Origin of the sequence: Shewanella halotolerans (assembly GCF_019457535.1) — a bacterium.
Lineage (GTDB): Bacteria > Pseudomonadota > Gammaproteobacteria > Enterobacterales > Shewanellaceae > Shewanella > Shewanella halotolerans.
On sequence record NZ_CP080417.1, the window covers coordinates 4,079,456 to 4,098,659 of the forward strand.

Annotated in this window: 18 protein-coding genes; 11 read left to right on the forward strand and 7 right to left on the reverse strand. The window is 56.4% G+C overall.

The genetic code is table 11. From position 1 onward, the window contains the following. Positions 1 to 18 precede the first annotated feature (18 nt). Positions 19 to 897 (reverse strand): radical SAM protein, encoded by an 879-nt coding sequence (locus tag K0H81_RS17670; protein WP_220059176.1) that lies wholly within the window; start codon positions 895 to 897, stop codon positions 19 to 21. Positions 898 to 1,192: 295 nt separating this feature from the next. On the opposite strand from K0H81_RS17670, the gene K0H81_RS17675 reads away from it, so the two are divergent. Beyond that, positions 1,193 to 1,369, forward strand: coding sequence for a hypothetical protein (locus K0H81_RS17675; protein WP_258406328.1), 177 nt, complete (start codon positions 1,193 to 1,195; stop codon positions 1,367 to 1,369). 155 nt (positions 1,370 to 1,524) lie between these two features. Here the strand turns inward: K0H81_RS17675 and K0H81_RS17680 are convergent, their stop codons facing one another. After that, positions 1,525 to 1,977 carry a GNAT family N-acetyltransferase gene (locus K0H81_RS17680; RefSeq protein WP_220059178.1) on the reverse strand — a complete coding sequence of 151 codons (453 nt, stop codon included), beginning with the start codon at positions 1,975 to 1,977 and terminating at the stop codon, positions 1,525 to 1,527. 65 nt (positions 1,978 to 2,042) lie between these two features. Continuing rightward, positions 2,043 to 2,201, reverse strand: a complete 159-nt coding sequence (locus tag K0H81_RS17685) for a hypothetical protein (RefSeq protein ID WP_220059179.1) — start codon at positions 2,199 to 2,201, stop codon at positions 2,043 to 2,045. 160 nt (positions 2,202 to 2,361) lie between these two features. Here K0H81_RS17685 and K0H81_RS17690 point away from each other — a divergent pair, with 160 nt between their 5' ends. The 7 genes from K0H81_RS17690 (at position 2,362) to K0H81_RS17720 (ending at position 10,898) form a co-directional block, all read left to right on the forward strand. Next, the gene (locus K0H81_RS17690) at positions 2,362 to 2,658 is read left to right on the forward strand and encodes a c-type cytochrome (RefSeq protein WP_220059180.1); all 297 of its coding nucleotides are present in this window, start codon (positions 2,362 to 2,364) and stop codon (positions 2,656 to 2,658) included. Positions 2,659 to 3,005: 347 nt separating this feature from the next. Then, positions 3,006 to 5,072 carry a transcriptional regulator NosR gene (gene nosR / locus K0H81_RS17695; protein WP_258406472.1) on the forward strand — a complete coding sequence of 689 codons (2,067 nt, stop codon included), beginning with the start codon at positions 3,006 to 3,008 and terminating at the stop codon, positions 5,070 to 5,072. Between the two features lie 52 nt (positions 5,073 to 5,124). Then, on the forward strand, positions 5,125 to 7,011 hold the full coding sequence (nosZ, locus tag K0H81_RS17700; RefSeq protein ID WP_220059182.1) for a TAT-dependent nitrous-oxide reductase: 1,887 nt from the start codon (positions 5,125 to 5,127) through the stop codon (positions 7,009 to 7,011). 189 nt (positions 7,012 to 7,200) lie between these two features. After that, entirely contained in the window at positions 7,201 to 8,574 is a 1,374-nt protein-coding gene (locus tag K0H81_RS17705) for a nitrous oxide reductase family maturation protein NosD (protein ID WP_220060890.1), read from the forward strand. Positions 8,575 to 8,578: 4 nt separating this feature from the next. After that, positions 8,579 to 9,547: an ABC transporter ATP-binding protein gene (locus K0H81_RS17710; protein ID WP_220059183.1), complete on the forward strand. Its 969-nt coding sequence runs from the start codon at positions 8,579 to 8,581 to the stop codon at positions 9,545 to 9,547. Next, complete coding sequence (locus tag K0H81_RS17715; protein ID WP_220059184.1) at positions 9,544 to 10,362, forward strand: ABC transporter permease; 819 nt, start codon at positions 9,544 to 9,546, stop codon at positions 10,360 to 10,362. Before K0H81_RS17710 ends, K0H81_RS17715 begins: the two co-directional genes overlap by 4 nt. Then, a complete protein-coding gene (locus K0H81_RS17720; RefSeq protein ID WP_350354823.1) occupies positions 10,362 to 10,898 on the forward strand; it encodes a nitrous oxide reductase accessory protein NosL in 537 nt (178 codons plus the stop codon). The genes K0H81_RS17715 and K0H81_RS17720 overlap by 1 nt, the downstream gene beginning before the upstream one ends. A gap of 34 nt (positions 10,899 to 10,932) precedes the next feature. On the opposite strand, the gene K0H81_RS17725 is transcribed toward K0H81_RS17720, so the two are convergent. Both K0H81_RS17725 and K0H81_RS17730 read right to left on the reverse strand, forming a co-directional pair. Beyond that, complete coding sequence (locus tag K0H81_RS17725; RefSeq protein WP_144202549.1) at positions 10,933 to 12,549, reverse strand: DHA2 family efflux MFS transporter permease subunit; 1,617 nt, start codon at positions 12,547 to 12,549, stop codon at positions 10,933 to 10,935. Continuing rightward, positions 12,546 to 13,622, reverse strand: coding sequence for an HlyD family secretion protein (locus K0H81_RS17730; protein WP_220059185.1), 1,077 nt, complete (start codon positions 13,620 to 13,622; stop codon positions 12,546 to 12,548). Before K0H81_RS17730 ends, K0H81_RS17725 begins: the two co-directional genes overlap by 4 nt. Before the next feature lie 110 nt (positions 13,623 to 13,732). On the opposite strand from K0H81_RS17730, the gene K0H81_RS17735 reads away from it, so the two are divergent. From K0H81_RS17735 to K0H81_RS17745, 3 genes are all read left to right on the forward strand, one after another. Continuing rightward, positions 13,733 to 14,668: a LysR family transcriptional regulator gene (locus K0H81_RS17735; RefSeq protein ID WP_220059186.1), complete on the forward strand. Its 936-nt coding sequence runs from the start codon at positions 13,733 to 13,735 to the stop codon at positions 14,666 to 14,668. Between the two features lie 108 nt (positions 14,669 to 14,776). Then, a complete protein-coding gene (locus tag K0H81_RS17740) occupies positions 14,777 to 15,502 on the forward strand; it encodes a YebC/PmpR family DNA-binding transcriptional regulator (RefSeq protein ID WP_011867204.1) in 726 nt (241 codons plus the stop codon). A gap of 372 nt (positions 15,503 to 15,874) precedes the next feature. Beyond that, positions 15,875 to 16,906 (forward strand): DUF4382 domain-containing protein, encoded by a 1,032-nt coding sequence (locus tag K0H81_RS17745; RefSeq protein WP_220059187.1) that lies wholly within the window; start codon positions 15,875 to 15,877, stop codon positions 16,904 to 16,906. A gap of 102 nt (positions 16,907 to 17,008) precedes the next feature. Here K0H81_RS17745 and K0H81_RS17750 read toward each other — a convergent pair whose 3' ends face one another. Both K0H81_RS17750 and zntR read right to left on the reverse strand, forming a co-directional pair. Then, the gene (locus K0H81_RS17750) at positions 17,009 to 18,448 is read right to left on the reverse strand and encodes a permease (protein ID WP_220059188.1); all 1,440 of its coding nucleotides are present in this window, start codon (positions 18,446 to 18,448) and stop codon (positions 17,009 to 17,011) included. Between the two features lie 3 nt (positions 18,449 to 18,451). Further along, a complete protein-coding gene (gene zntR / locus K0H81_RS17755; RefSeq protein ID WP_011867207.1) occupies positions 18,452 to 18,928 on the reverse strand; it encodes a Zn(2+)-responsive transcriptional regulator in 477 nt (158 codons plus the stop codon). Between the last annotated feature and the right edge of the window lie 276 nt (positions 18,929 to 19,204).

A 19,204-nucleotide genomic window follows, 5' to 3' on the forward strand; every position in this document is an offset into this window, starting at 1 on the left:
AGATAAGGCGGCGTAGCCCTAGAGGCCTCGCTGCCACTCCTGGCGCAGGGGCACCAATCCCTGAATAGCCTGCTCGACCTGGATCAACAGGCTCTGCTTGTCACGACCCAGTATCCCCTTGAGCACCAGATAGTTAGAGGCGTGATCTGACCTGAATATGGTCTTCTCCAGCTCGAGTTCACCCAGCAGCAGCTGCATCTCGCTCAGCAGGCCATGCTGATCCGGCAGTTTAAAATCACCGTCGAACCCGGCGTCCATTCGCGCCTTCCCAAGGGGTAGAGTCACCACCAGGGTCGACAGATAGTCGGGCTGCGCCTCATTCATCAGGCGCGCCGAGTTGAGCGCGTGTTGCCTCGACAGCTCCACGCCCCCCAGACCATTGAGTATCATCACTGAGGACTTGATGCCGGCGGCGCGTATGCGCTGCAAGGCCAGCAGCGAGGAGTCGAAGGTCTCGCCCTTCTCGATACGGGCCAGCACCTCATCGTCCCCACTCTCACAGCCCACATACAGCAGGCTTAGCCCCAGCTCTCTGAGCCGGGCAAGCTGCGCATCCGTCTTATTATTGAGATTGCGCGGCAGACAGTAGCTGCTGATGCGGGTCACCTGGGGCAGATGCTCACGGATCAACAGACAGATAGCCTCCAAACGATTAAAGGGCAGGCTCATGGCATCGCCATCGGCGAGGAATATCCGTGAGATCGGCAGGTTTCGCTGGGCGACCCGTTGAATATCCTCTGCAATTTTATCTATTTTTTGTGCACGAAATTGCTTCTGCGGCGCGGTATACATGTCGCAGAAGTGGCAGCGATTCCAGCTACAACCATTGGTTACCTGGAGTATGAGGGACTTCCACTCGGAAGGCGGCCGAAATAACGGCTCGATATAATTAATCATTTTATGCCTGTCTCAAAATGTGACCAAGATGTGAGCATTTTCATAATTTTTCGCTTTCGGGCCCACTTCTCGCCCCATAAATTGATCTCGTTCAATTAATGTTCAATTAAAGTCAGTAAAATGACTGACGTTAATCTAATTAAGATTAATCTTTTAAAACTGGCTGGCGGTGCCAGCATAGAAAGAAATATTGGCTACATCGGCCGACAAACGTGTAGATAATAACATGCAAATAGCACAGCAACTGCAAGACAGGCGAGGGAACGTCCTGCATCATGATGAGCATTGGAGCTCGATGAGTGCGGAACAAAAGATGGCCCTCTATAGCCTGCATCGATACGGGTATCGGCTGTTGTTTGTTCGCCATTTGCCTTCGGGTCCACTAGCGGTCATCGCCCAACAGAGCCAGCTGTCGACCATAGACAGATATGGCGAAGTTGAACATGATCCTAAGATCCAACTCAGGGATTAGTCACCGACTCGGAGACTAACGAGCCTAACGGCTTAATTGCCCGAACATAGAGGAGCACACCCTGTGCTCCTCTATTTGCACGTCTCTATGACCCATTCGTTAGACCCTTTCGTTAGTCCCTTTCTTTAGACCCTTAGTGTGCCCACAGCTCTGCATCAGGCATCCAGCAACATGTCGAGATGGGGAATACCATCTTCCAGATAGACCTCAGACACGGTTCGAAAGCCCACTCCTTGATAGAAGCCCTTAAGGTATTCCTGCGCACCAATCTGTATTCCCTGCTCAGGCCAAGCCTGTTTGGCTATAGCAATGGCCTCCTGCATCAATGGCTTGGCAACGCCCGCACCGCGAGCCGATGGCGCGACGATGACCCGGCCGATACTGGCCTGGGGGTAACTCACCCCAGGGGCTAAGATCCTCGCATAGGCGACTATCCGTCCCTGCTCATCCAGACCTAACAGATGACGGGTCTCGGCCAGGGTGTCTTTGCCATCCAGCTCGGGATAGGCACAAGCCTGCTCCACCACAAACACATCGACCCTTAACTTCAACAGCTCGTAGAGCCGCTCAAGGCTCAGCTCGGCAAACGCCACACTCTCCCAACGCACAGCTATCCCCTCATTTGTTAATCCCGGCGCCTATCGCCGTTTTTTCAATTGCTTTTGCCTAGCCGTTACAGATTAACCGCTTCGGCGGCCATCAACACCCACGTAAGCGTCTGTTCGGTATACGCCTGCTCTGTAAGCACCTGACCAGTGCCCCAAAAGAGGTGACAGGCTGTGACGCTCACCGCAAATTTCGGCGAGACTTGACCTCGGTCAAATACATGCATTATAAATACACCTAAGATTCACATGCCCAATTTACCCCATTCTAAACTAGGAAGCATTCGATTGACGCCGCCTACATTTAGATGACCAAAGTCGTCTGTCATCAGATATTGCGACAACAATTGTTCTTAAAAATAAAGAACTTATTCTAATGGAGTTCATATGAAAAAGATTGCCCTCATCGCTTTTGCAAGCCTAATGTCTCTGACGGCCCACGCCGGTGATATCGAAGCCGGTAAAGCCAAATCTATGCTTTGTGCCGCCTGCCACGGTGCCGACGGTATCTCTCTGGCGCCCATCTACCCTAACCTCAAAGGCCAGAAGGCTCAATACATTGAGAAACAACTGAAAGCCTTCAAGGAAGGTACACGTCAAGACCCAGTGATGGCGCCTATGGCCATGCCACTGACCGACGAAGATATTGCCAACCTAGCCGCCTATTACGAGAGCCTCAAGTAAGCCCTCTCGTCCTCGCAAGACAGCACTCTCCCAACAGGTCGCGCCCCGTCGCTCAGGTGACGCGGCCTGTCTTTTCCCCGATCCTTCCCCCCCTTCTACAGAGTCGCCGATGCCCAATTTTTGGGTGATCGCCACCCCAATCCGCCTCGCCTCAATGCGTGTCAAATTAACAAAATCGCGATTTATTTGATCTCAGTCACGTCACAATTTTAAAGATGCATTTAGGATGCACTATAAATAACACTAGGTTGACACACCCAGGGACTGACTGTAGGAGCGTTCGAGTGGCAAGATTGATGCACCATGCGAGGCAAGCAAAATGGATTTTATTGACCCTGTTGGCACTCATGCTGGCTGCGCCCAGCTATGCCCTGTTCGTCAGCCCGCCCAAAGATCCCCTACCCATTCTGCGTGAGCTGTTCCCGGAGGCGACACGCATCTCAGACAAACAGGGCGAGCCTGCCCTGTGGACCATCTACAAAGATCAGCAGATCCTGGGCTATGGCTTCGAGACCAATGATATCGCCCGCATCCCGGCCTATTCTGGCGAGCCGGTCAATATCCTGGTGGCCATCGACCCAGAGGGTAAATACCTGGGTGCCAAGGTGCTCGAGCACCACGAACCCATCATCCTGGCGGGGATCCCAGAGAGCAAGCTGTGGAAGTTTGCCGAGCAATATACCGGGCTGTCGGTCAAAGACAGGCTCAAGGTGGGCGGCAACGAGAAGGAGGGCATAGTCGCCATCGACGGCCTCTCGGGCGCAACCGTGACCGTCATGGTGATGAACGTCGCCATCACCAAGGCCGCTACCCAGGCCGCCATCGCACTCGGGATCATCGAGCAGCAGGCCGACCAGATCCAGCCAATCTCCACCATCAAGCAGGAACTCTTCACCTCGGCCAACTGGACCGAGCTGACCGGCGACGGCTCGATTCGCAAACTCTACCTGACCCGCGGCGCCGTCGATGACGCCTTCGCAGGCACCGCCGCCGAGGAGGTCGACAAGGCCAGCGACGATGAGAAGCAGGAGATGTTTGCCGAGATCTACTACACCCTGGCGGACATCCCTACCATAGGCAAGAACCTCTTCGGCGAGGCCGACTATCAGTGGCTGATGCAGACGCTGCAGCCCGGCGAGCACCTGGTGGCCGTCATGGGCAATGGCTACTCCTTTAAGGGCTCTGGCTATGTGCGTGGCGGCATCTTCGATCGCATCCAGGTGCACCAGAAAGATAACGCCATCTCCTTCAGGGATCTGGACCACAACCGCATCAGCGATCTCTACATCCAGGGCGCCCCCAAATTTAACGAGATGTCAGTGTTTCGCATCGCCCAGCACCACGAGTTCGACCCAGGTAGCAGCTGGCAGTTTGAACTACTGGTGCGCCGCCAGACCGGTCCTATCGACAGCATCTTCACCAGCTTCAAGGGGCAGTACGACCCGCTGGACAAGTATGTCGACACTCCAGCGGCCATAGTACCCGAGCCGGAGCTCACCATGGTGCAGCAGATCTGGCACGACAGACAGCTGGAGGTGGTGCTACTGCTGATCCTCATGGGTGTCTTGCTGCTGATCCTCTTCTTCCAGGATATTCTGGTGCGCCACCCTAGCTTCATGCATCGCCTGCGTCACGGCTTCCTGGTGGTTACCGTGGTGGTGATCGGCTGGAGCTGGGGCGGACAACTCTCTGTGGTCAACGTGTTTACCTTCCTGCACGCCCTGATGAAAGATTTCTCCTGGGATCTCTTCCTGCTCGATCCCATCATCTTCATCCTCTGGTGCGCCGCCGCGGTGACCATGCTGCTGTGGGGGCGCGCCGTCTACTGCGGCTGGCTCTGCCCCTTCGGCGCCCTGCAGGAGCTGGTCAATGTCATGGGCCGCTACTTCAAGCTGCCGCAGGTCGAGCTGCCCTTCGCCGTACATGAGCGCCTGTGGGCCATCAAGTACCTGATCCTGCTGGCGCTGTTTGGCCTATCGCTAGACTCACTGGCCATGGCGGAGCAATTTGCCGAAATAGAACCCTTCAAGACCACCTTCTTGCTCAAGTTCGATCGCGAGTGGCCCTTCATTCTCTGGGCGCTGCTGATGATCTTCTCCAGCCTGTTTAATCGCAAGACCTTCTGCCGCTATCTCTGCCCGCTGGGCGCGGCCTTGTCGGTGAGCAACAGCGTGCGTCTGTTTGACTGGCTCAAGCGCCGCCCCGAGTGTGGCACCCCCTGTAAGACCTGTGCCAAGGAGTGCGAGATCCAGGCGATTCATCCCAACGGGGTGATCAACATGCGCGAGTGCCACTACTGCCTCGACTGTCAGGTGACCTATTTCAACGAAGAGAAGTGCCCACCGCTGAAAAAACTGGCGCGCAAACGCCAGCAATACAAAGACCAAGAGATCCCAACGGTCACCGCCGTATAGGACGAATCAACACATATAAGTGCAGGTAACATAACTAAGATGGAGATGGACTATGCAAGATAAGAATAACAAACCAGCCAATCAGTTGGAGAACGCTGGTCGACGCGAGTTTATGGGCAAGACGGCCCTGCTGGGGGCGGGTGCAGTGGCCGCCCCCATGAGCGCCGCCATGTTCGCCTCGATGGCCAAGGCCCAGGCGGCCGAGGCCAATAACAGCCCAGTGGTTCATCCGGGCGAGCTGGACGAATACTATGGTTTCTGGAGCGGTGGACACTCTGGAGAAGTTCGTATCATGGGCCTGCCCTCGATGCGCGAGCTAATGCGCATCCCGGTATTTAACATCGACAGCGCCACCGGCTGGGGCATCACCAACGAGAGTAAGGCGGTCAAGGGCGAAAGCGCCCACCTGATGGCTGGCGACGCCCACCACCCACACATGAGCATGCAGGACGGTCGCTACGACGGTAAGTATCTCTTCATCAACGACAAGGCCAACACCCGCGTGGCCCGTATCCGTTGTGACGTGATGAAGACAGATAAGATGATCACCATCCCCAATGCCCAGGCCATCCACGGTCTGCGGGTACAGAAGGTGCCATACACTAAATATGTCATCTGTAACGGCGAGTTCGAGGTCCCGCTGAACAACAATGGTAAGGAGACGCTTGAAGATGTCAGCACTTACCGCTCCTTGTTCAACGTCATCGATGCCGAGAAGATGGAGGTCGCCTTCCAGGTGATGGTAGACGGTAACCTGGATAACACAGATGCCGACTACGACGGCAAGTACTTCGCCTCAACCTGCTACAACTCAGAGATGGGGATGAACCTCAGCGAGATGATCACCGCCGAGCGCGACCATGTGGTGATCTTCAACCTGGCCCGTTGTGAAGCTGCGGTCAAGGCCGGTAAGTTCAAGACCTACAATGGCAACAAGATCCCCGTACTGGATGGTCGCAAGGGCTCAGATCTCACCCGTTATATTCCCGTGCCTAAGTCACCACACGGCCTGAACACCTCGCCAAGCGGTAAGTACTTCGTCGCCAACGGCAAGCTGTCGCCGACCGTCTCTATCATCTCTATCGAGAAGCTGGACGACCTGTTCGACGACAAGATCAAGCCAAGAGACGCCATCGTCGGTGAGCCAGAGCTGGGCCTAGGCCCGCTACACACTGCGTTCGACAACAAGGGCTACGCCTACACCACCCTCTTCCTCGACAGCCAGATCGCCAAGTGGAACGTGGAAGAGGCGATTCAGGCCTACCAAGGCAAGAAGGTCAACTACCTGCGCCAGAAGCTGGACGTACACTATCAGCCAGGCCACAACCACACCTCTCAGGGTGAAACCCGCGACGCCGATGGCAAGTGGCTGGTGTCTCTGTGTAAGTTCTCCAAGGACAGATTCCTGCCCGTTGGCCCGCTGCGCCCCGAGAACGATCAGTTGATCGACATCTCAGGCGATGAGATGAAGCTGGTGCACGACGGCCCAACCTTCGCCGAGCCTCACGACTGCATCATAGTGCACCGTAGCAAGCTCAAGCCGAAGAAGCTGTGGACCCGTGACGATCCGCTGTTTGCCGATACTGTGGCCATGGCCGAGAAAGATGGCGTGCGCCTGATGATGGACAACAAGGTGATCCGCGACGGCAACAAGGTTCGCGTCTACATGACCTCGGTCGCGCCCAACTACGGCATGAGCGAGTTTAAGGTCAAGCTGGGCGACGAGGTTACCGTAGTGGTCACCAACCTGGATCAGGTGGAAGACGTGACCCACGGCTTCTGTATGACCAACCATGGCGTGCAGATGGAGATTGGCCCACAGGCCACGGCATCTGTCACCTTCATCGCCGACAAGCCAGGGGTACAGTGGTACTACTGCAACTGGTTCTGTCACGCCCTGCACATGGAGATGCGTGGCCGCATGTTGGTAGAAGCCTAAGTGAAATACAGGCGTCTGATGCCCCCGCGTCAGGCGTCTGCCTTAACCAAGGGCTAGCGTAAATAAAAGCGATAACAACGAAAACGAAAGCAACGAATACGATAACAACCAAAACGACAGACACCAGAGGTGTAACTGACCTTGAACCACAAGCCAAACAGATCCACCACCAACCCCGGTATCTCCTCCATGGCATTGAGGCTTAGGCTAGCTGATGGCCTGGGGTGCTGCGGCCTACAGATTGTGCAGTTCTGTGGCTTGATTGCACCAAGCCTACTCTCTTTCTGCCTGCTCTCTTTCAGCCCTCTTAGCCAGGCCGCCTATATCGAGGTGAGTCCAGAGCAAGACCTTCAGCAGGTGCTGGATAGCGCCCAGGCGGGAGACGATATTCAGCTGCAGCCGGGTCGCTACCTTGGCAACTTCGTCATCAAACAAGGGGTACGCCTTACTGGCGCCGACGACTATACCAGCATCATAGACGCCCAAGGCAAGGGCAATGCCCTGCTGCTGCAAAGCTCCAAGGTCACCATAGAGAGACTCAAGATAGTTAACTGGGGCGACGATCTCACCGCCCAGGATGCCGGCATCTATTCGGATCAGAGCGCCAGCGAACTCGTCATCAGAGAGAACCGCCTACAGGGCGACGGCTTCGGTATCTGGCTGCAAAAAGGCAAGGAGATCAAGGTTCACCATAACCGCATTCAGGGCAACCCGGGGCTGCGCTCCGCCGACAGAGGCAACGGCATTCAGCTCTCCATAGTGCAGAACGTCGAGGTCAGCGACAACGAGGTCAGCCAGACCCGCGACGGCATCTACATCATCTCCAGCCAACACAACACAATTAAAAACAACACCATGCATAACCTACGCTACGGGATCCACTACATGTATTCCCACAGCAATCGCGTGCAGGACAACCTGGCCTACGACACCCGCGCCGGTTATGCCCTGATGAGTTCACGTCAGCTCACCGTGAGCGGCAACGAGAGCCGCGACAGCCAGGACTACGGCTTCCTAATGAACTTCATCACCTACTCGGAGATCAGCCATAACCGCATCTACCGGGTCTGGACCAAGCCAGAAAACAAGGTACTGGGCCGCGAGGGCAAGGGGCTGTTTGTCTATAACTCGGCCTACAACAGCATTAATCACAACCTGATCGACACCGCCGAGATCGGCATCCACCTCACCGCAGGCTCGGAGCACACCAAAGTATTTGGCAACAGCTTCATCAACAACCCGGTGCAGGTCAAATATGTGGCCAACCGTCAGGCCGAATGGAGCCAGGACGGCAGAGGCAACTTCTGGAGCAACTACCTGGGCTGGGATCTCGACAACGACGGCTTCGGCGATCGCCCCTTCGAACCCAACGACGGCATCGACAAGCTGATATGGCAATACCCTGAGGCCAAGATGCTACTGGACAGCCCGGCGGTGCTTATCCTGCGCTGGATTCAGACCCAGTTTCCCGTGCTCAAACCCGTGGGCGTCAAAGACAGTTTTCCACTCATGCAGGCGCCACCTCTGGCTGGCCAGCAGGCAGTAATCAATGAGGCAGAGTGACACAATGCAAGCATCTTCTCCTTCAAGGCCCATCGTCTCCCTGAGCAGCGTCGCCAAGCGCTATGCCAAGGTAACGGCCCTCGAGCGTATCGACTTCGAACTCTTTCCCGGCGAAGTCATGGGGCTGTTCGGCCACAATGGCGCGGGCAAGACCACCATAATGAAGCTGATCCTGGGGATCATCCCGGCCTCGGACGGTCAGGTAAAGGTATTCGGCCAGGATCCCCTCTCCAAGCAGGCCTTCGAGGCGCGTAAGCAGGTCGGCTACCTGCCGGAGAATGTCAGCTTCTACGATCAACTCACCGGCCGCGAGGTACTGCGCTACTTCGCCCGTCTCAAGTCTGTACCCAAACAGGCGATTACCCAGCTGCTGGAGCAGGTAGGCCTGACCCACGCCATGGATCGTCAGGTGAAGACCTACTCCAAGGGGATGCGTCAACGTCTGGGACTGGCTCAGGCCTTCCTCGGCAGCCCCAAGTTGCTGCTGCTGGATGAACCTACCGTGGGGCTGGACCCCATCGCCACCCAGGAGTTTTACGCCAGCGTCGATAAGCTCAAGAGCGAGGGGGCCAGCATCATACTCTGCTCCCATGTGCTGCCGGGCGTCGAGCAACATATCGACCGTGCGCTGATCATCTCAGGCGGTCGCCTGCTGGCCAAGGGCAGCCTGAACGAGCTCAGACAGCAGGCCCAGCTCCCCGTCGCCATCAAGACTCAGGGACTCAATGGCGCCCTGAAACAGGATGCCCGCTTCACCCCCTATCTCATCGCCCCGGATCAGCTGCTGGTGCCCGAGCAGGAGAAGCTCGCCATCATACGTCAGCTGGTAGAACTGGATCAGCTGGGGGATATTCGTGTCGAACCGGCGGATCTGGAACGTGTCTACCAGCACTACCTGGGTCAGCGCCCAAGTAAGGCGCACAAAGGGGATAACGAAATAGAGATTAGCCATCAAGGAGGGCAGATACAATGAATGCCATTCTCGCCGTCGCCATCAAGGAGTTTCAGGACGGGCTACGTAATCGCTGGCTGATCTCCATCACCCTTATCTTCGCCGTGCTCTCCCTGGGACTCAGCTACTATGGCTCGGTCGCATCGGGCCAGCTGGGCACGGCATCGCTGTCGTCCACCATCGCCAGCCTGTCGAGCCTGGCGGTGTTTCTGATCCCGCTGATCGCCTTGCTGTTGGCCTACGACAGCTTCGTCGGCGAGCAAGAGGCCGGCACCCTGCTCTTGCTGCTCACCTATCCTATCAGCCACACCCAGCTCTTGCTGGGCAAGTTTATGGGTCAGGGGGCCATCATGGCCCTAGCCACCAGCCTGGGCTTCGGTAGCGCCGCTGTGCTACTGGCCAGCCAGTCCGACGCCAGCGCCGTGCTGCAGAGCTTCGGCCTCTTCATCGCCACCGCCATCTTGCTCGGCCTCTGCTTTATCAGCATCGCCTACGTGATCAGCCTGTCGGTGAGTGAGAAGTCCAAGGCCGCCGGGCTGGCGCTGATGCTCTGGTTCTTCTTCGTGCTGGTGTTCGACCTCGCCCTGCTGGCGGTATTGGTCGGCATAGAGGAGGGACTGAGTCAGCAGCAGCTGGTGCAGCTGATGATGCTCAATCCGGCGGATCTCTTCCGCCTGGTGAATCTGGCCAGCCTGGATACCAAGGATATCAACGGTGTGCTGGCGGTGGCCATCAACAGCAGCATGTCGGCCGGCGGCCTATTCTCATTACTACTCGCCTGGGTATTCGCCCCGCTCTCTTTAGCCGCCCTCATCTTTAACAGGAAGACACTCTAATGCGCCAAACCCAAATGCACCAAACCAAGATGCACCAAACCAAGCTTACCAATTCGCCACTTTTCATGGGTCTCGTCAGCCTACTCCTGCTGGGGCTGAGCGCCTGCGGGCAAGAGAGTGAGCATAACGCTATTCGTGAGGCGGTGGCCATGGAGCACGGCGACGAGTGTCACCTGTGCGGCATGTTGATCGGTAACTTCCCCGGCCCCAAGGGCGAACTCTATCTCAAGACAGAAGAGACGGTGAAGAAGTTCTGCTCCACCCGGGATCTGTTCAGCTTCCTTTTGGACCCCGAGTATCGCAAGCAGGTCAAGGAGATCTATGTGCACGACATGGCTAAAAGCCCCTGGCAGGCACCACTGGACAGCCACTTCATCGATGCCAGACAGGCCTGGTATGTGGTGGGTTCGAGCCAGACAGGTGCCATGGGCAAGACGCTAGCCAGCTTCGGTGAGCGGGAGGATGCCGAGGCCTTTGCCGCCGAGTTTGGCGGCCAGGTTTACCCCTTCGGGCAGATCAGCCTCTCTATGCTCTAGACTCTCTATGCTCTAGCTGGCAAAGAACTAATGGCTAGGCGGCGTCGGGCTTAGGCTTGCGGATCATCAGCACGGCCACCACGGCCAGCATCAGCAGCACTGAGATGATCAGAAACACATCGTTGTAGGCCTGAATGTAGGCCTGCTGGGTCATGGTTTTGGCCAACATGGCCTTGGCCTGCGCCTGGGCGGTCACGGGATCCGAGCCTGCCTGCACAAACAGCTGACTGGTCTGCTGCAGATATTGATAGGCCTGGCCGCTCACCGCCGCCACCGTCTGTTTCATGTCCGCCAGATGGGTGCGCGACTGATTATCGACCAGGGTGGCCACCAGGGCGATGCCGAAGGCGCCGCCGAGATTACGGATCACATTGAGCACAGTCGAGGCCGACGGCGTCTGCTGGGCACTGATGTGCATGGTCGCAATGATGCCAATAGGCACCAGTATGAAGGGCTGACCAAGGGCCCTGACCACCTGCGCCGCGATCATCTGCTCGCCGGCAAAATCCAGCGTCATATGGCTGTTCATGTAGTAGCTCAGGGCAAACATGCTAAAGCCAAAGGCGGCCAGGTACCGCCCGTCGAATCTCTGCAGCAATCTCGGCACCAGGGGCAGCACCAACAGCTGAGGAAAGCCCATCCACATGATCACCTCGCCGATCTCCAGCGGACTATAGTCATGGATCTGCGACAGATAGAGGGGGATCATGTAGATGGCCGAAAACAGCGCCATCCCCAGCAAAAAATAGGCCAGGGTCGACAGGGCGAAATCACGCTGCCCCAGTAGCCTGAGGTTCACCAGCGGCGATGACTTTCGCAGCTGAATAAAGACAAACAGGGCTATGTTGATGGCGGCGACGATCGCTAGATTCTGGATCAGCTCTGAGCCAAACCAATCCTTACGATTGCCCTCCTCCAGCACTACCTCGAGGCAACCCATGCCCAGCGCCATGGTGACTATGCCGGAGTAATCGGCGTTCTTCAGCTTATCCCAATCGATAGCCTGAGCTCTCAAACCATAGGCCAACATGACCATCACCAGCAGTCCGGGAGGAATATTGATATAGAAGAGATAGTGCCAGCTAAACTGCTCGGTGAGCCAGCCCCCCAGGGTGGGGCCGATAGATGGCGCGAAGGTAGCGGTGACGCCAAACAGCGCCATGCCCGTGGCGCGTTTCTCCTCGGGGAGCAGCTCCAGGATGAGTCGAAAGGCCAGCGGGATCAGCGCGCCGCCGAAGAAGCCCTGCAGGGCGCGAAAGGCGATCATTGCCTCCAGGTTCCAGGCCAGCGAACAGAGGAAAGAGGCTAAGATGAAGGCCGCCGTGGTCCACAGCAGATAACGTCTCACCGACAGCCCCTGACTCAGCCAGCCCGATAGCGGGATGGCGATCATCTCGGCCACCAGGTAGGCGGTGGCGATCCAGGAACCCTCCTCTAACGTCGCGCCCAGGCTGCCCTGGATCTCCTTCATCGAGGCGTTGGTGATCTGAATATCCAGGATCGCCATGAAGGCGCCCAGCAGACCGGCAAACACGGCGACCCAGGAGCGAAAACTGCCGCGCTCATAGCCCTGGGGGCCAGCGACTTGCGGTGTAGCGACTTGCTCTGCTACCTCGGCAGGACTCTCTTGGGCGACACTCACGCTGCTCATTGGGTGGCCTTAACCGAAACCTGCTTACGATTGCTGGCGATCACTGTGTCTTTCGGCGCACCTCGGGTATCCACCTTCACCACGGCGCTGAGGCCGGGAACTATGTTGGTCTGGTCATCCAGATCCAAACGGATCCGCACCGGAATACGCTGCACTATCTTGGTAAAGTTACCGGTGGCGTTTTCCGCCGGTAACAGGCTGAATTTGGCGCCAGAGGCGGGTGCCAGGCTATCGATCACACCAGTAAAGCTCTGGTTGGGAAACGCGTCGAGATGAACCTGAACCAACTGCCCAGGCTGCATATGCTGGATCTGGGTCTCCTTGAAGTTGGCGGTGATCCACACCGCGCCATCCGGCACCAAACTGTAGAGCGACTGCCCCGGCTGCACATACTGGCCGGTCAGGGCGCCGCGCTTGCCGATCACCCCCGAGAAGGGAGCTCGAATCTGGGTATCGGCCAGCTGGATCTCTGCCAGCTCAAGGCCCGCCTTGGCCTGCGCCACCTGTGACTGACTCTGATTCAGCTGAGCGTTAAGCACCGCCAGCTCAGCCTGCTTGGCCACCAGGGCCGCCTTGGCCTCATCCAGATGGCCCACGGCCGAATCGAAGGCGGCAGTCGCCTGATCCACCTCATCTTGTGAGCTGTAATCTCTGTGCTTTAGCTTGGTGGTGCGTTTGAGCTGCTGCTCGGCGCGGATCTTCTCCGCCTCGGCGCTGGCCACACCGGCGGCCGCCTGGCGTATGATGGCCTGTTGCAGCGTCACCTTGGCCGACAGGGTCTGCAGCTCTGCCAGACTACTCTCCAGGCTCGCCTGACTCTGGCTCACCTTGGCACGGTACTGGTTCGACTCCAGCTCGGCCAGCAGCTGCCCCTGCTCCACATGCTGGTTATCTGTCACCTTAGCGGTCACCACATAGCCCGGCACCTTAACACTGATATTAGAGATATCGGCCTCTACATAGGCGTTGTCGGTCGACTCGATAAATCGAACCTGACTCCACCAGTAGTAGCCTCCAACTGCCACAACCAATAACAGCAGTGGTAGCACGATAAATATGCGACGTTTTGACATCCAATCCCCACGGATAAACACCTTGATTAGTATTTGATAGTTTACTACTGTCTTATAATGTTTATTAGTCAGTTAAAAAATTACCAACTGTTTCACAGGTGTAACAATAGATGGATTTGAATCGCATTCAGATGTTCGCCCAGGTGGTGGATAAAGGCAGCTTCACCTCGGCCGCCAAGGCGATGGGACTCACCAAGGCGACGGTGAGCCGTAAGATCGCCGAGCTGGAGACAGATACCGGAGTGCAGCTCTTGTACCGCACCACCCGCGCCCTCAAGCTTACCGAGGCGGGAAGCATCTATTACAACAAGATCCAGCGGATCCTCATGGATCTGCAGAGCGCCGAAGACCAGCTCAGCGCCAGCCAGGAGACCATCAAGGGCAACCTTAAAATCGTCTGCCCGATAGAGCTGGGGCAGCTGTTCTTCGGCCGCATCTTCGCCCGTTTTCTCGAGGCGCATCCCGAGATGACCCTGGACGCCGAACTGACCAACCGCAAGGTCGACATGATAGAGGAAGGGATAGATATTCTGTTTCAGGTCTCAGATGTGCGCGACTCTAGGCTGCAATCCTACCGGGTGCTTAACACAGACAAATCTCTGGTGGCCAGCCCAGACTATCTGGCCCGCCATGGTACACCAGCCGCGCCGCAGGATCTGATCGACCACAAGGCGATTCGCCTCAAATCGACCCACATCGACGGTGGCTGGAGATTGTTCGATGGTCAACAGTGGATCACCATAGAGCCCGAGGCCCAGCTGACGGTCAACAACGTCACCCTGGCCCGTGAGGCAGCCATCGAAGGATTGGGGATCGCCACGGCGCCAACCTTGGTGGCCCAGGCTGCCATCGACGAGGGGCAACTGATCCCATTGTTGACCGACTTTCCCATGGCGCAGACCGCCATCACCCTGAGCTTTCCCCGCCGCGCCTACCTGCCGCGCAAGTATCGCGCCTTCATCGAGTATATCTATCTGTCGCTGTTCGACCGCAGACCCGGCGAGATACTGGAGATCCCAGATTTCATCACCCCGCCCCAGCGTTAGGGAGTTGCCGCGCCACAGTTTTGACAAAATAAGCAGCGGAGTCTGCAAAATCGTCGACAAAGCTGCTAACATTGGGCCAATTTTTTTCGCTTAAAGAGATATCGCAAGATGGGAAGAGCATACCAGAACCGCAAAGAATCTATGGCCAAAACGGCTGGGCAAAAGACGAGACTCTACTCTCGCTACGGCAAAGAACTCTATGTTTGCGCAAAGAACGGTGGCTTCGATCCTGACGGCAACCTGGCACTGCGCCACATGATCACCAAGGCTAAGAAAGATCAGGTTCCTGCTCATGTCATCGAACGCGCCCTGGAGAAAGCCAGAGGCGGCGGCGGTGAAGACTATGAAACGGCTCGTTACGAAGGCTTTGGTCCAGGCGGCACCATGGTGATCGTCGACTGTCTAACCGACAACGGCAAGCGTACCTTTACCGAGGTACGTCAGGCCTTCGTGAAGAACGACGCCAAGCTGGGTAGCCCAGGTACTGTTGGTCATATGTTCGATCATCAAGCGGTATTTGCCTTCAAGGGCGAAGATGAAGAAGCGGTACTGGAAGCCCTGATGATGGCCGACGTAGATGTGGCCGACATCGAGGTAGAAGATGGTATCATCAGCGTGTTCGCGCCAAATACTGAGTTCTACAAGGCCAAGACGGCGCTGAACGAAGCCTTCCCTGAGACTGAGCTGGAAGTGGAAGAGATCGCCTTCGTACCACAGACCATGACAGAACTCACCGACCCAGAAGTGATCGCCCAGTTCGAAAAATTCCAGGCCGCACTGGAAGATTGTGACGACGTACAAAACGTCTACCACAACGCCGACATCAAGGCCTAATTTCAGGCATAAGCAGAAACCGAGTTAACGCCTCTTCGACCAGCCAATCTGGTCGAAATAAAACCAAGAGCGATTCGTCGAACCCGCTGATGAATCGCTCTTTTTTTAGCCAATCCGATCGTGATTTTCCCGTAAGTTTTTTGACTCTCGCCAAGGCCTTGGCGTTTAGAGTAAGTGCTCACCACCCTGGCAATTAAACTTTATTCATAGTGCACCTTTTAGCCCTGTTTTAGGTGGACTTGAGCGCCTGTTCGCCTATTCTTATAGCTGACTTATAAAAGCAAGAATCAACCCCGCCGAGACTCGCTGCCTCCCCTTAGGGCATCGCGACCTTGGCCACCTTGATTAACCAAGATGATAAACAGGTAACCTATGAAGTATTCAAAATCGATTATCGCCATCGCACTCACCAGCCTACTCGCGGCCTGTGGTGGCAGCGATGACACACCAGAAACACCTAAGACAGGTGTCTTCAGCCTGGGGGTATCGGACAACCCTGCCGATGCTAAAGTGGTAAATATCGCCTTCAAACAGGTGGTACTCAAAGGAAGCGATGGCTCCCTGTCATTCGATGTATCAGAAAATGGTGAGCTGAAACACGTTGACCTGCTGACGGTACAAGGCCAAGAGGTCGAGACGCTGGTAAGCGGCCAGTCTATTCCGGTCGGCGAATACCAGATGTGCATCTATATGCAAAACAGCGAAGTGGCCGACACCAACAGCTCTTACGTGAAAACCATGGATGACATGGACGCGGGTCTGGTCACCAACAGCAACGGTAGCTGTGGCGGCGTAGGCGCCGAAGAGGAAGGCACGGGTCGTCTCTTCTTCAACAAGGCCTTCACCATTGCGGCCGGTGTAAACAACTTCGTCGCCGAGTTTAACCTCTCTCAAGGCCTGCAGGCACCCCACGGCAACAAGGACTACTGGACCCTTAAGCCTACCGCGGTACAGCTGGTTAACAACGCCGAAGTCGGCGCCATTCACGGCATGGTAGACACCAGCGTGATGGAAGAGTGTGAAGCCGCCGCCGGCGGTTCAGAGTTCAGCCCTGCCGTCTACCTCTACCCAACGGCGACCGTGCTGGATAACATGCTGGACTTCCGCCCCGAAGCCGACATTGCCGAACCGCAAGTGGCACCTATCGCCTCGGCGCGCGTTAATCCAGTCACCGACGAGACAGAAACAGTGGTGGGCTACGAGTATGAATTTGGCTTCGTTGCCGCCGCCAACTACAGCCTGGGCTACACCTGTCTGGCACAGAATGACGATCCTGAAATGGCCAACGGCGTAGATGACGTCGACGCGCCTTTCTTCATTCATGTGGATGAGCAGGACGTGACCGTTACCCAAGGCACTACCACCGAGCGTGACTTCGACGCTGCCGAAGTACCTGCACCATAAGCCCTTGGATTAAGCGTTTATTTGTGAAGTAACCAATATACAGACAGCAAAAAGGCACTCTCATGAGTGCCTTTTTTATTGGCTTAATGCGCTATCTCGATATTAAGAACAGCAATCCCGGCGCCACCAGTTCTTCGGCAGCTTGGCCAGCAAGACTTTGAGCATCAAAATCGCCAGTATGATCCCCGAGGCATTTACCACCAGGGAAGGCAACAGGTTATGCTGCTCGCCCACCTGAGGCATCACCTCGAAACCAAAGGTCGCCACCAGATAGTTCACCAAGACGCCCGATACCAAGGCCACACCCAAGACGCCACCCAGGTAGCCATAGAGGGCGCGTTTACCCAGCTCCTTGGTCACCACACCTAGGGTAGCGATATTGGTCGCCGGCCCCGCCAGCATGAAAACCAGCACCGCGCCTGGCGATACCCCTGCCAGCAATAGACCGGCAGCAATCGGCGTCGACGCCGTGGCGCAGATATACATGGGCACAGAGATCAGTACCATCACCAGCATAGCCAAGATGCCATCGCCCCACTTGGCCATGAAGTCACCCGGTACATAGGTCTGCACCAGGGCCGCGAAAAAGAGGCCGATCAACAGCCAGACTGTGGTGTCACGCACCAAGTCAGTCGCCGCATAGTGCAGGCCCTTGCCCATGCGCGCCAGCACCGAAGTGCCCTTAAGTTCACTGGCGACATCTTTGGTCGATTCGCAGCAACTCTCGCCCTGATCTGCACTCTGCTTATCGGCTTTAACACTCGAGCAGCATGAGCTCGCCGCCTTCATCTCTTGCTTACTGCTACAACATGAGCTGACCGGCTCCGGCGCCGCCTTGCTGGCACAGCATACACCGCTCGCGGGCTTCACAGACGTCGGAGCGGCCACTGGCTTAACCAAGGCTTCTTGCTTGAGAATGGAATCTGAGCTCACGGGGCGCATCATCACGGGCGAGGCATCCGCCGTCATGCGTACAGGCGCACTTGGCTTATCACCGCAGCAACTCGATGACTCAGCCTTATCGAGCGACTTTTCATCAGGCTTTTCGGTAGCCTTACTGCTGCAACAACTGCTGCTCGCCTTAGCCTTCTCTGCCCCGTTTTGCTTAGAATCAGCCAAGTGAGCGACTTCACCAGCCTTAGCTTCATCATCGTCACGCCCCACCAGCAGGCCAGCGACAATGGCGCTGGTGACCGCGGCGATGGGTCTGACAACCGCCATGAAGGGGCCGAGCAGCACATAGGAGACACTTACAGAGTCGATGCCCGTCTCTGGGGTGGACACCAAGAATGAGGTGGTGGCGGCCTTAGAGGCGCCTGAGCGGCGTAGGCCGACGGCGGCAGGGATCACCCCGCAGGAGCACAGCGGCAGGGGCGCGCCTAACACGGCAGCCTTGATAGTGGTCTTCACCCCGTGGCCTCCCAGCTGCTTCTGCATCCAGGTCATAGGCACAAACATCTTCAACATACCGGCAAGCACCAGACCCAGCAGCAGCCAGGGCGCGGAATCGAGAAAGAGATCGATAAAATTAGATAACAACATAGGTTAACCCTTTAGCTTACAACTGGTTTTATATTCGGTTTCGCCGTGATCATGGCTGTGGTTCTCACACTTCACCTCGACGTTAGACTCGAGCGCCTCCAGGATGGAGCAGTGTTCGGCGCTCTCCGGGCCGCCACAACAGGCATCGGATAGCCGCTGCAGAGAGACGCGAAAATGGTTCAGCTCGGCGATCTTCTCTTCCACATTGGCAAGCTTGATATCCACCATCCCCTTCACATCGGCGCAGGCCCAGTTGGACTTGTCCAGATCGATAGATAACAGCTCGGTGATCTCCGACAGGGTGAAGCCCACCGCCTTGGCCCGCAGAATGAAGCGCAGACGCTCGGCGTCCTGTTCTGTGTAGAGGCGATAACCCGAGTCGCTGCGCATCGACGGCGACAACAGGCCATGTTTCTCATAGAAACGCAGGGTATCGGCCTTGACCTCACACTGTTTGGCTAACTCTCCAATACGAAACATCTTGCCTCCACGGCGCCTTTTTCATTGCGATAGTGCCAGTATAAACCTTAGAGTTAAATCTAAGGTCAAGGGTTATTCTGCCGTAAATTACAATCTGTTGCTTGTTCGCCATGGCGTATTGTGAAATCGCACAGAAAAAAACAGCATGGCACACAGTTTTACGGTAAAATACGCGCGCCGCGATGGTCAGTAAAAAATTGAGGGGCTTTTGGAAAGCAATACGCCCGGGTTAGTTGGCACTAACTGTTCTGTTTTCCGAAAGATCCTTAAAATAAC

What these genes read in the sequence shown, in the direction of transcription:
- K0H81_RS17670 (WP_220059176.1), bottom strand. Translation starts at nt 897, where the DNA reads ATGATTAATTATATCGAGCCGTTATTTCGGCCGCCTTCCGAGTGGAAG.
- K0H81_RS17675 (WP_258406328.1), top strand. Translation starts at nt 1,193, where the DNA reads ATGAGTGCGGAACAAAAGATGGCCCTCTATAGCCTGCATCGATACGGG.
- K0H81_RS17685 (WP_220059179.1), bottom strand. Translation starts at nt 2,201, where the DNA reads ATGCATGTATTTGACCGAGGTCAAGTCTCGCCGAAATTTGCGGTGAGC.
- K0H81_RS17690 (WP_220059180.1), top strand. Translation starts at nt 2,362, where the DNA reads ATGAAAAAGATTGCCCTCATCGCTTTTGCAAGCCTAATGTCTCTGACG.
- nosR (WP_258406472.1), top strand. Translation starts at nt 3,006, where the DNA reads ATGCTGGCTGCGCCCAGCTATGCCCTGTTCGTCAGCCCGCCCAAAGAT.
- nosZ (WP_220059182.1), top strand. Translation starts at nt 5,125, where the DNA reads ATGCAAGATAAGAATAACAAACCAGCCAATCAGTTGGAGAACGCTGGT.
- K0H81_RS17705 (WP_220060890.1), top strand. Translation starts at nt 7,201, where the DNA reads ATGGCATTGAGGCTTAGGCTAGCTGATGGCCTGGGGTGCTGCGGCCTA.
- K0H81_RS17710 (WP_220059183.1), top strand. Translation starts at nt 8,579, where the DNA reads ATGCAAGCATCTTCTCCTTCAAGGCCCATCGTCTCCCTGAGCAGCGTC.
- K0H81_RS17715 (WP_220059184.1), top strand. Translation starts at nt 9,544, where the DNA reads ATGAATGCCATTCTCGCCGTCGCCATCAAGGAGTTTCAGGACGGGCTA.
- K0H81_RS17720 (WP_350354823.1), top strand. Translation starts at nt 10,362, where the DNA reads ATGCGCCAAACCCAAATGCACCAAACCAAGATGCACCAAACCAAGCTT.
- K0H81_RS17725 (WP_144202549.1), bottom strand. Translation starts at nt 12,549, where the DNA reads ATGAGCAGCGTGAGTGTCGCCCAAGAGAGTCCTGCCGAGGTAGCAGAG.
- K0H81_RS17730 (WP_220059185.1), bottom strand. Translation starts at nt 13,622, where the DNA reads ATGTCAAAACGTCGCATATTTATCGTGCTACCACTGCTGTTATTGGTT.
- K0H81_RS17735 (WP_220059186.1), top strand. Translation starts at nt 13,733, where the DNA reads ATGGATTTGAATCGCATTCAGATGTTCGCCCAGGTGGTGGATAAAGGC.
- K0H81_RS17740 (WP_011867204.1), top strand. Translation starts at nt 14,777, where the DNA reads ATGGGAAGAGCATACCAGAACCGCAAAGAATCTATGGCCAAAACGGCT.
- K0H81_RS17745 (WP_220059187.1), top strand. Translation starts at nt 15,875, where the DNA reads ATGAAGTATTCAAAATCGATTATCGCCATCGCACTCACCAGCCTACTC.
- K0H81_RS17750 (WP_220059188.1), bottom strand. Translation starts at nt 18,448, where the DNA reads ATGTTGTTATCTAATTTTATCGATCTCTTTCTCGATTCCGCGCCCTGG.
- zntR (WP_011867207.1), bottom strand. Translation starts at nt 18,928, where the DNA reads ATGTTTCGTATTGGAGAGTTAGCCAAACAGTGTGAGGTCAAGGCCGAT.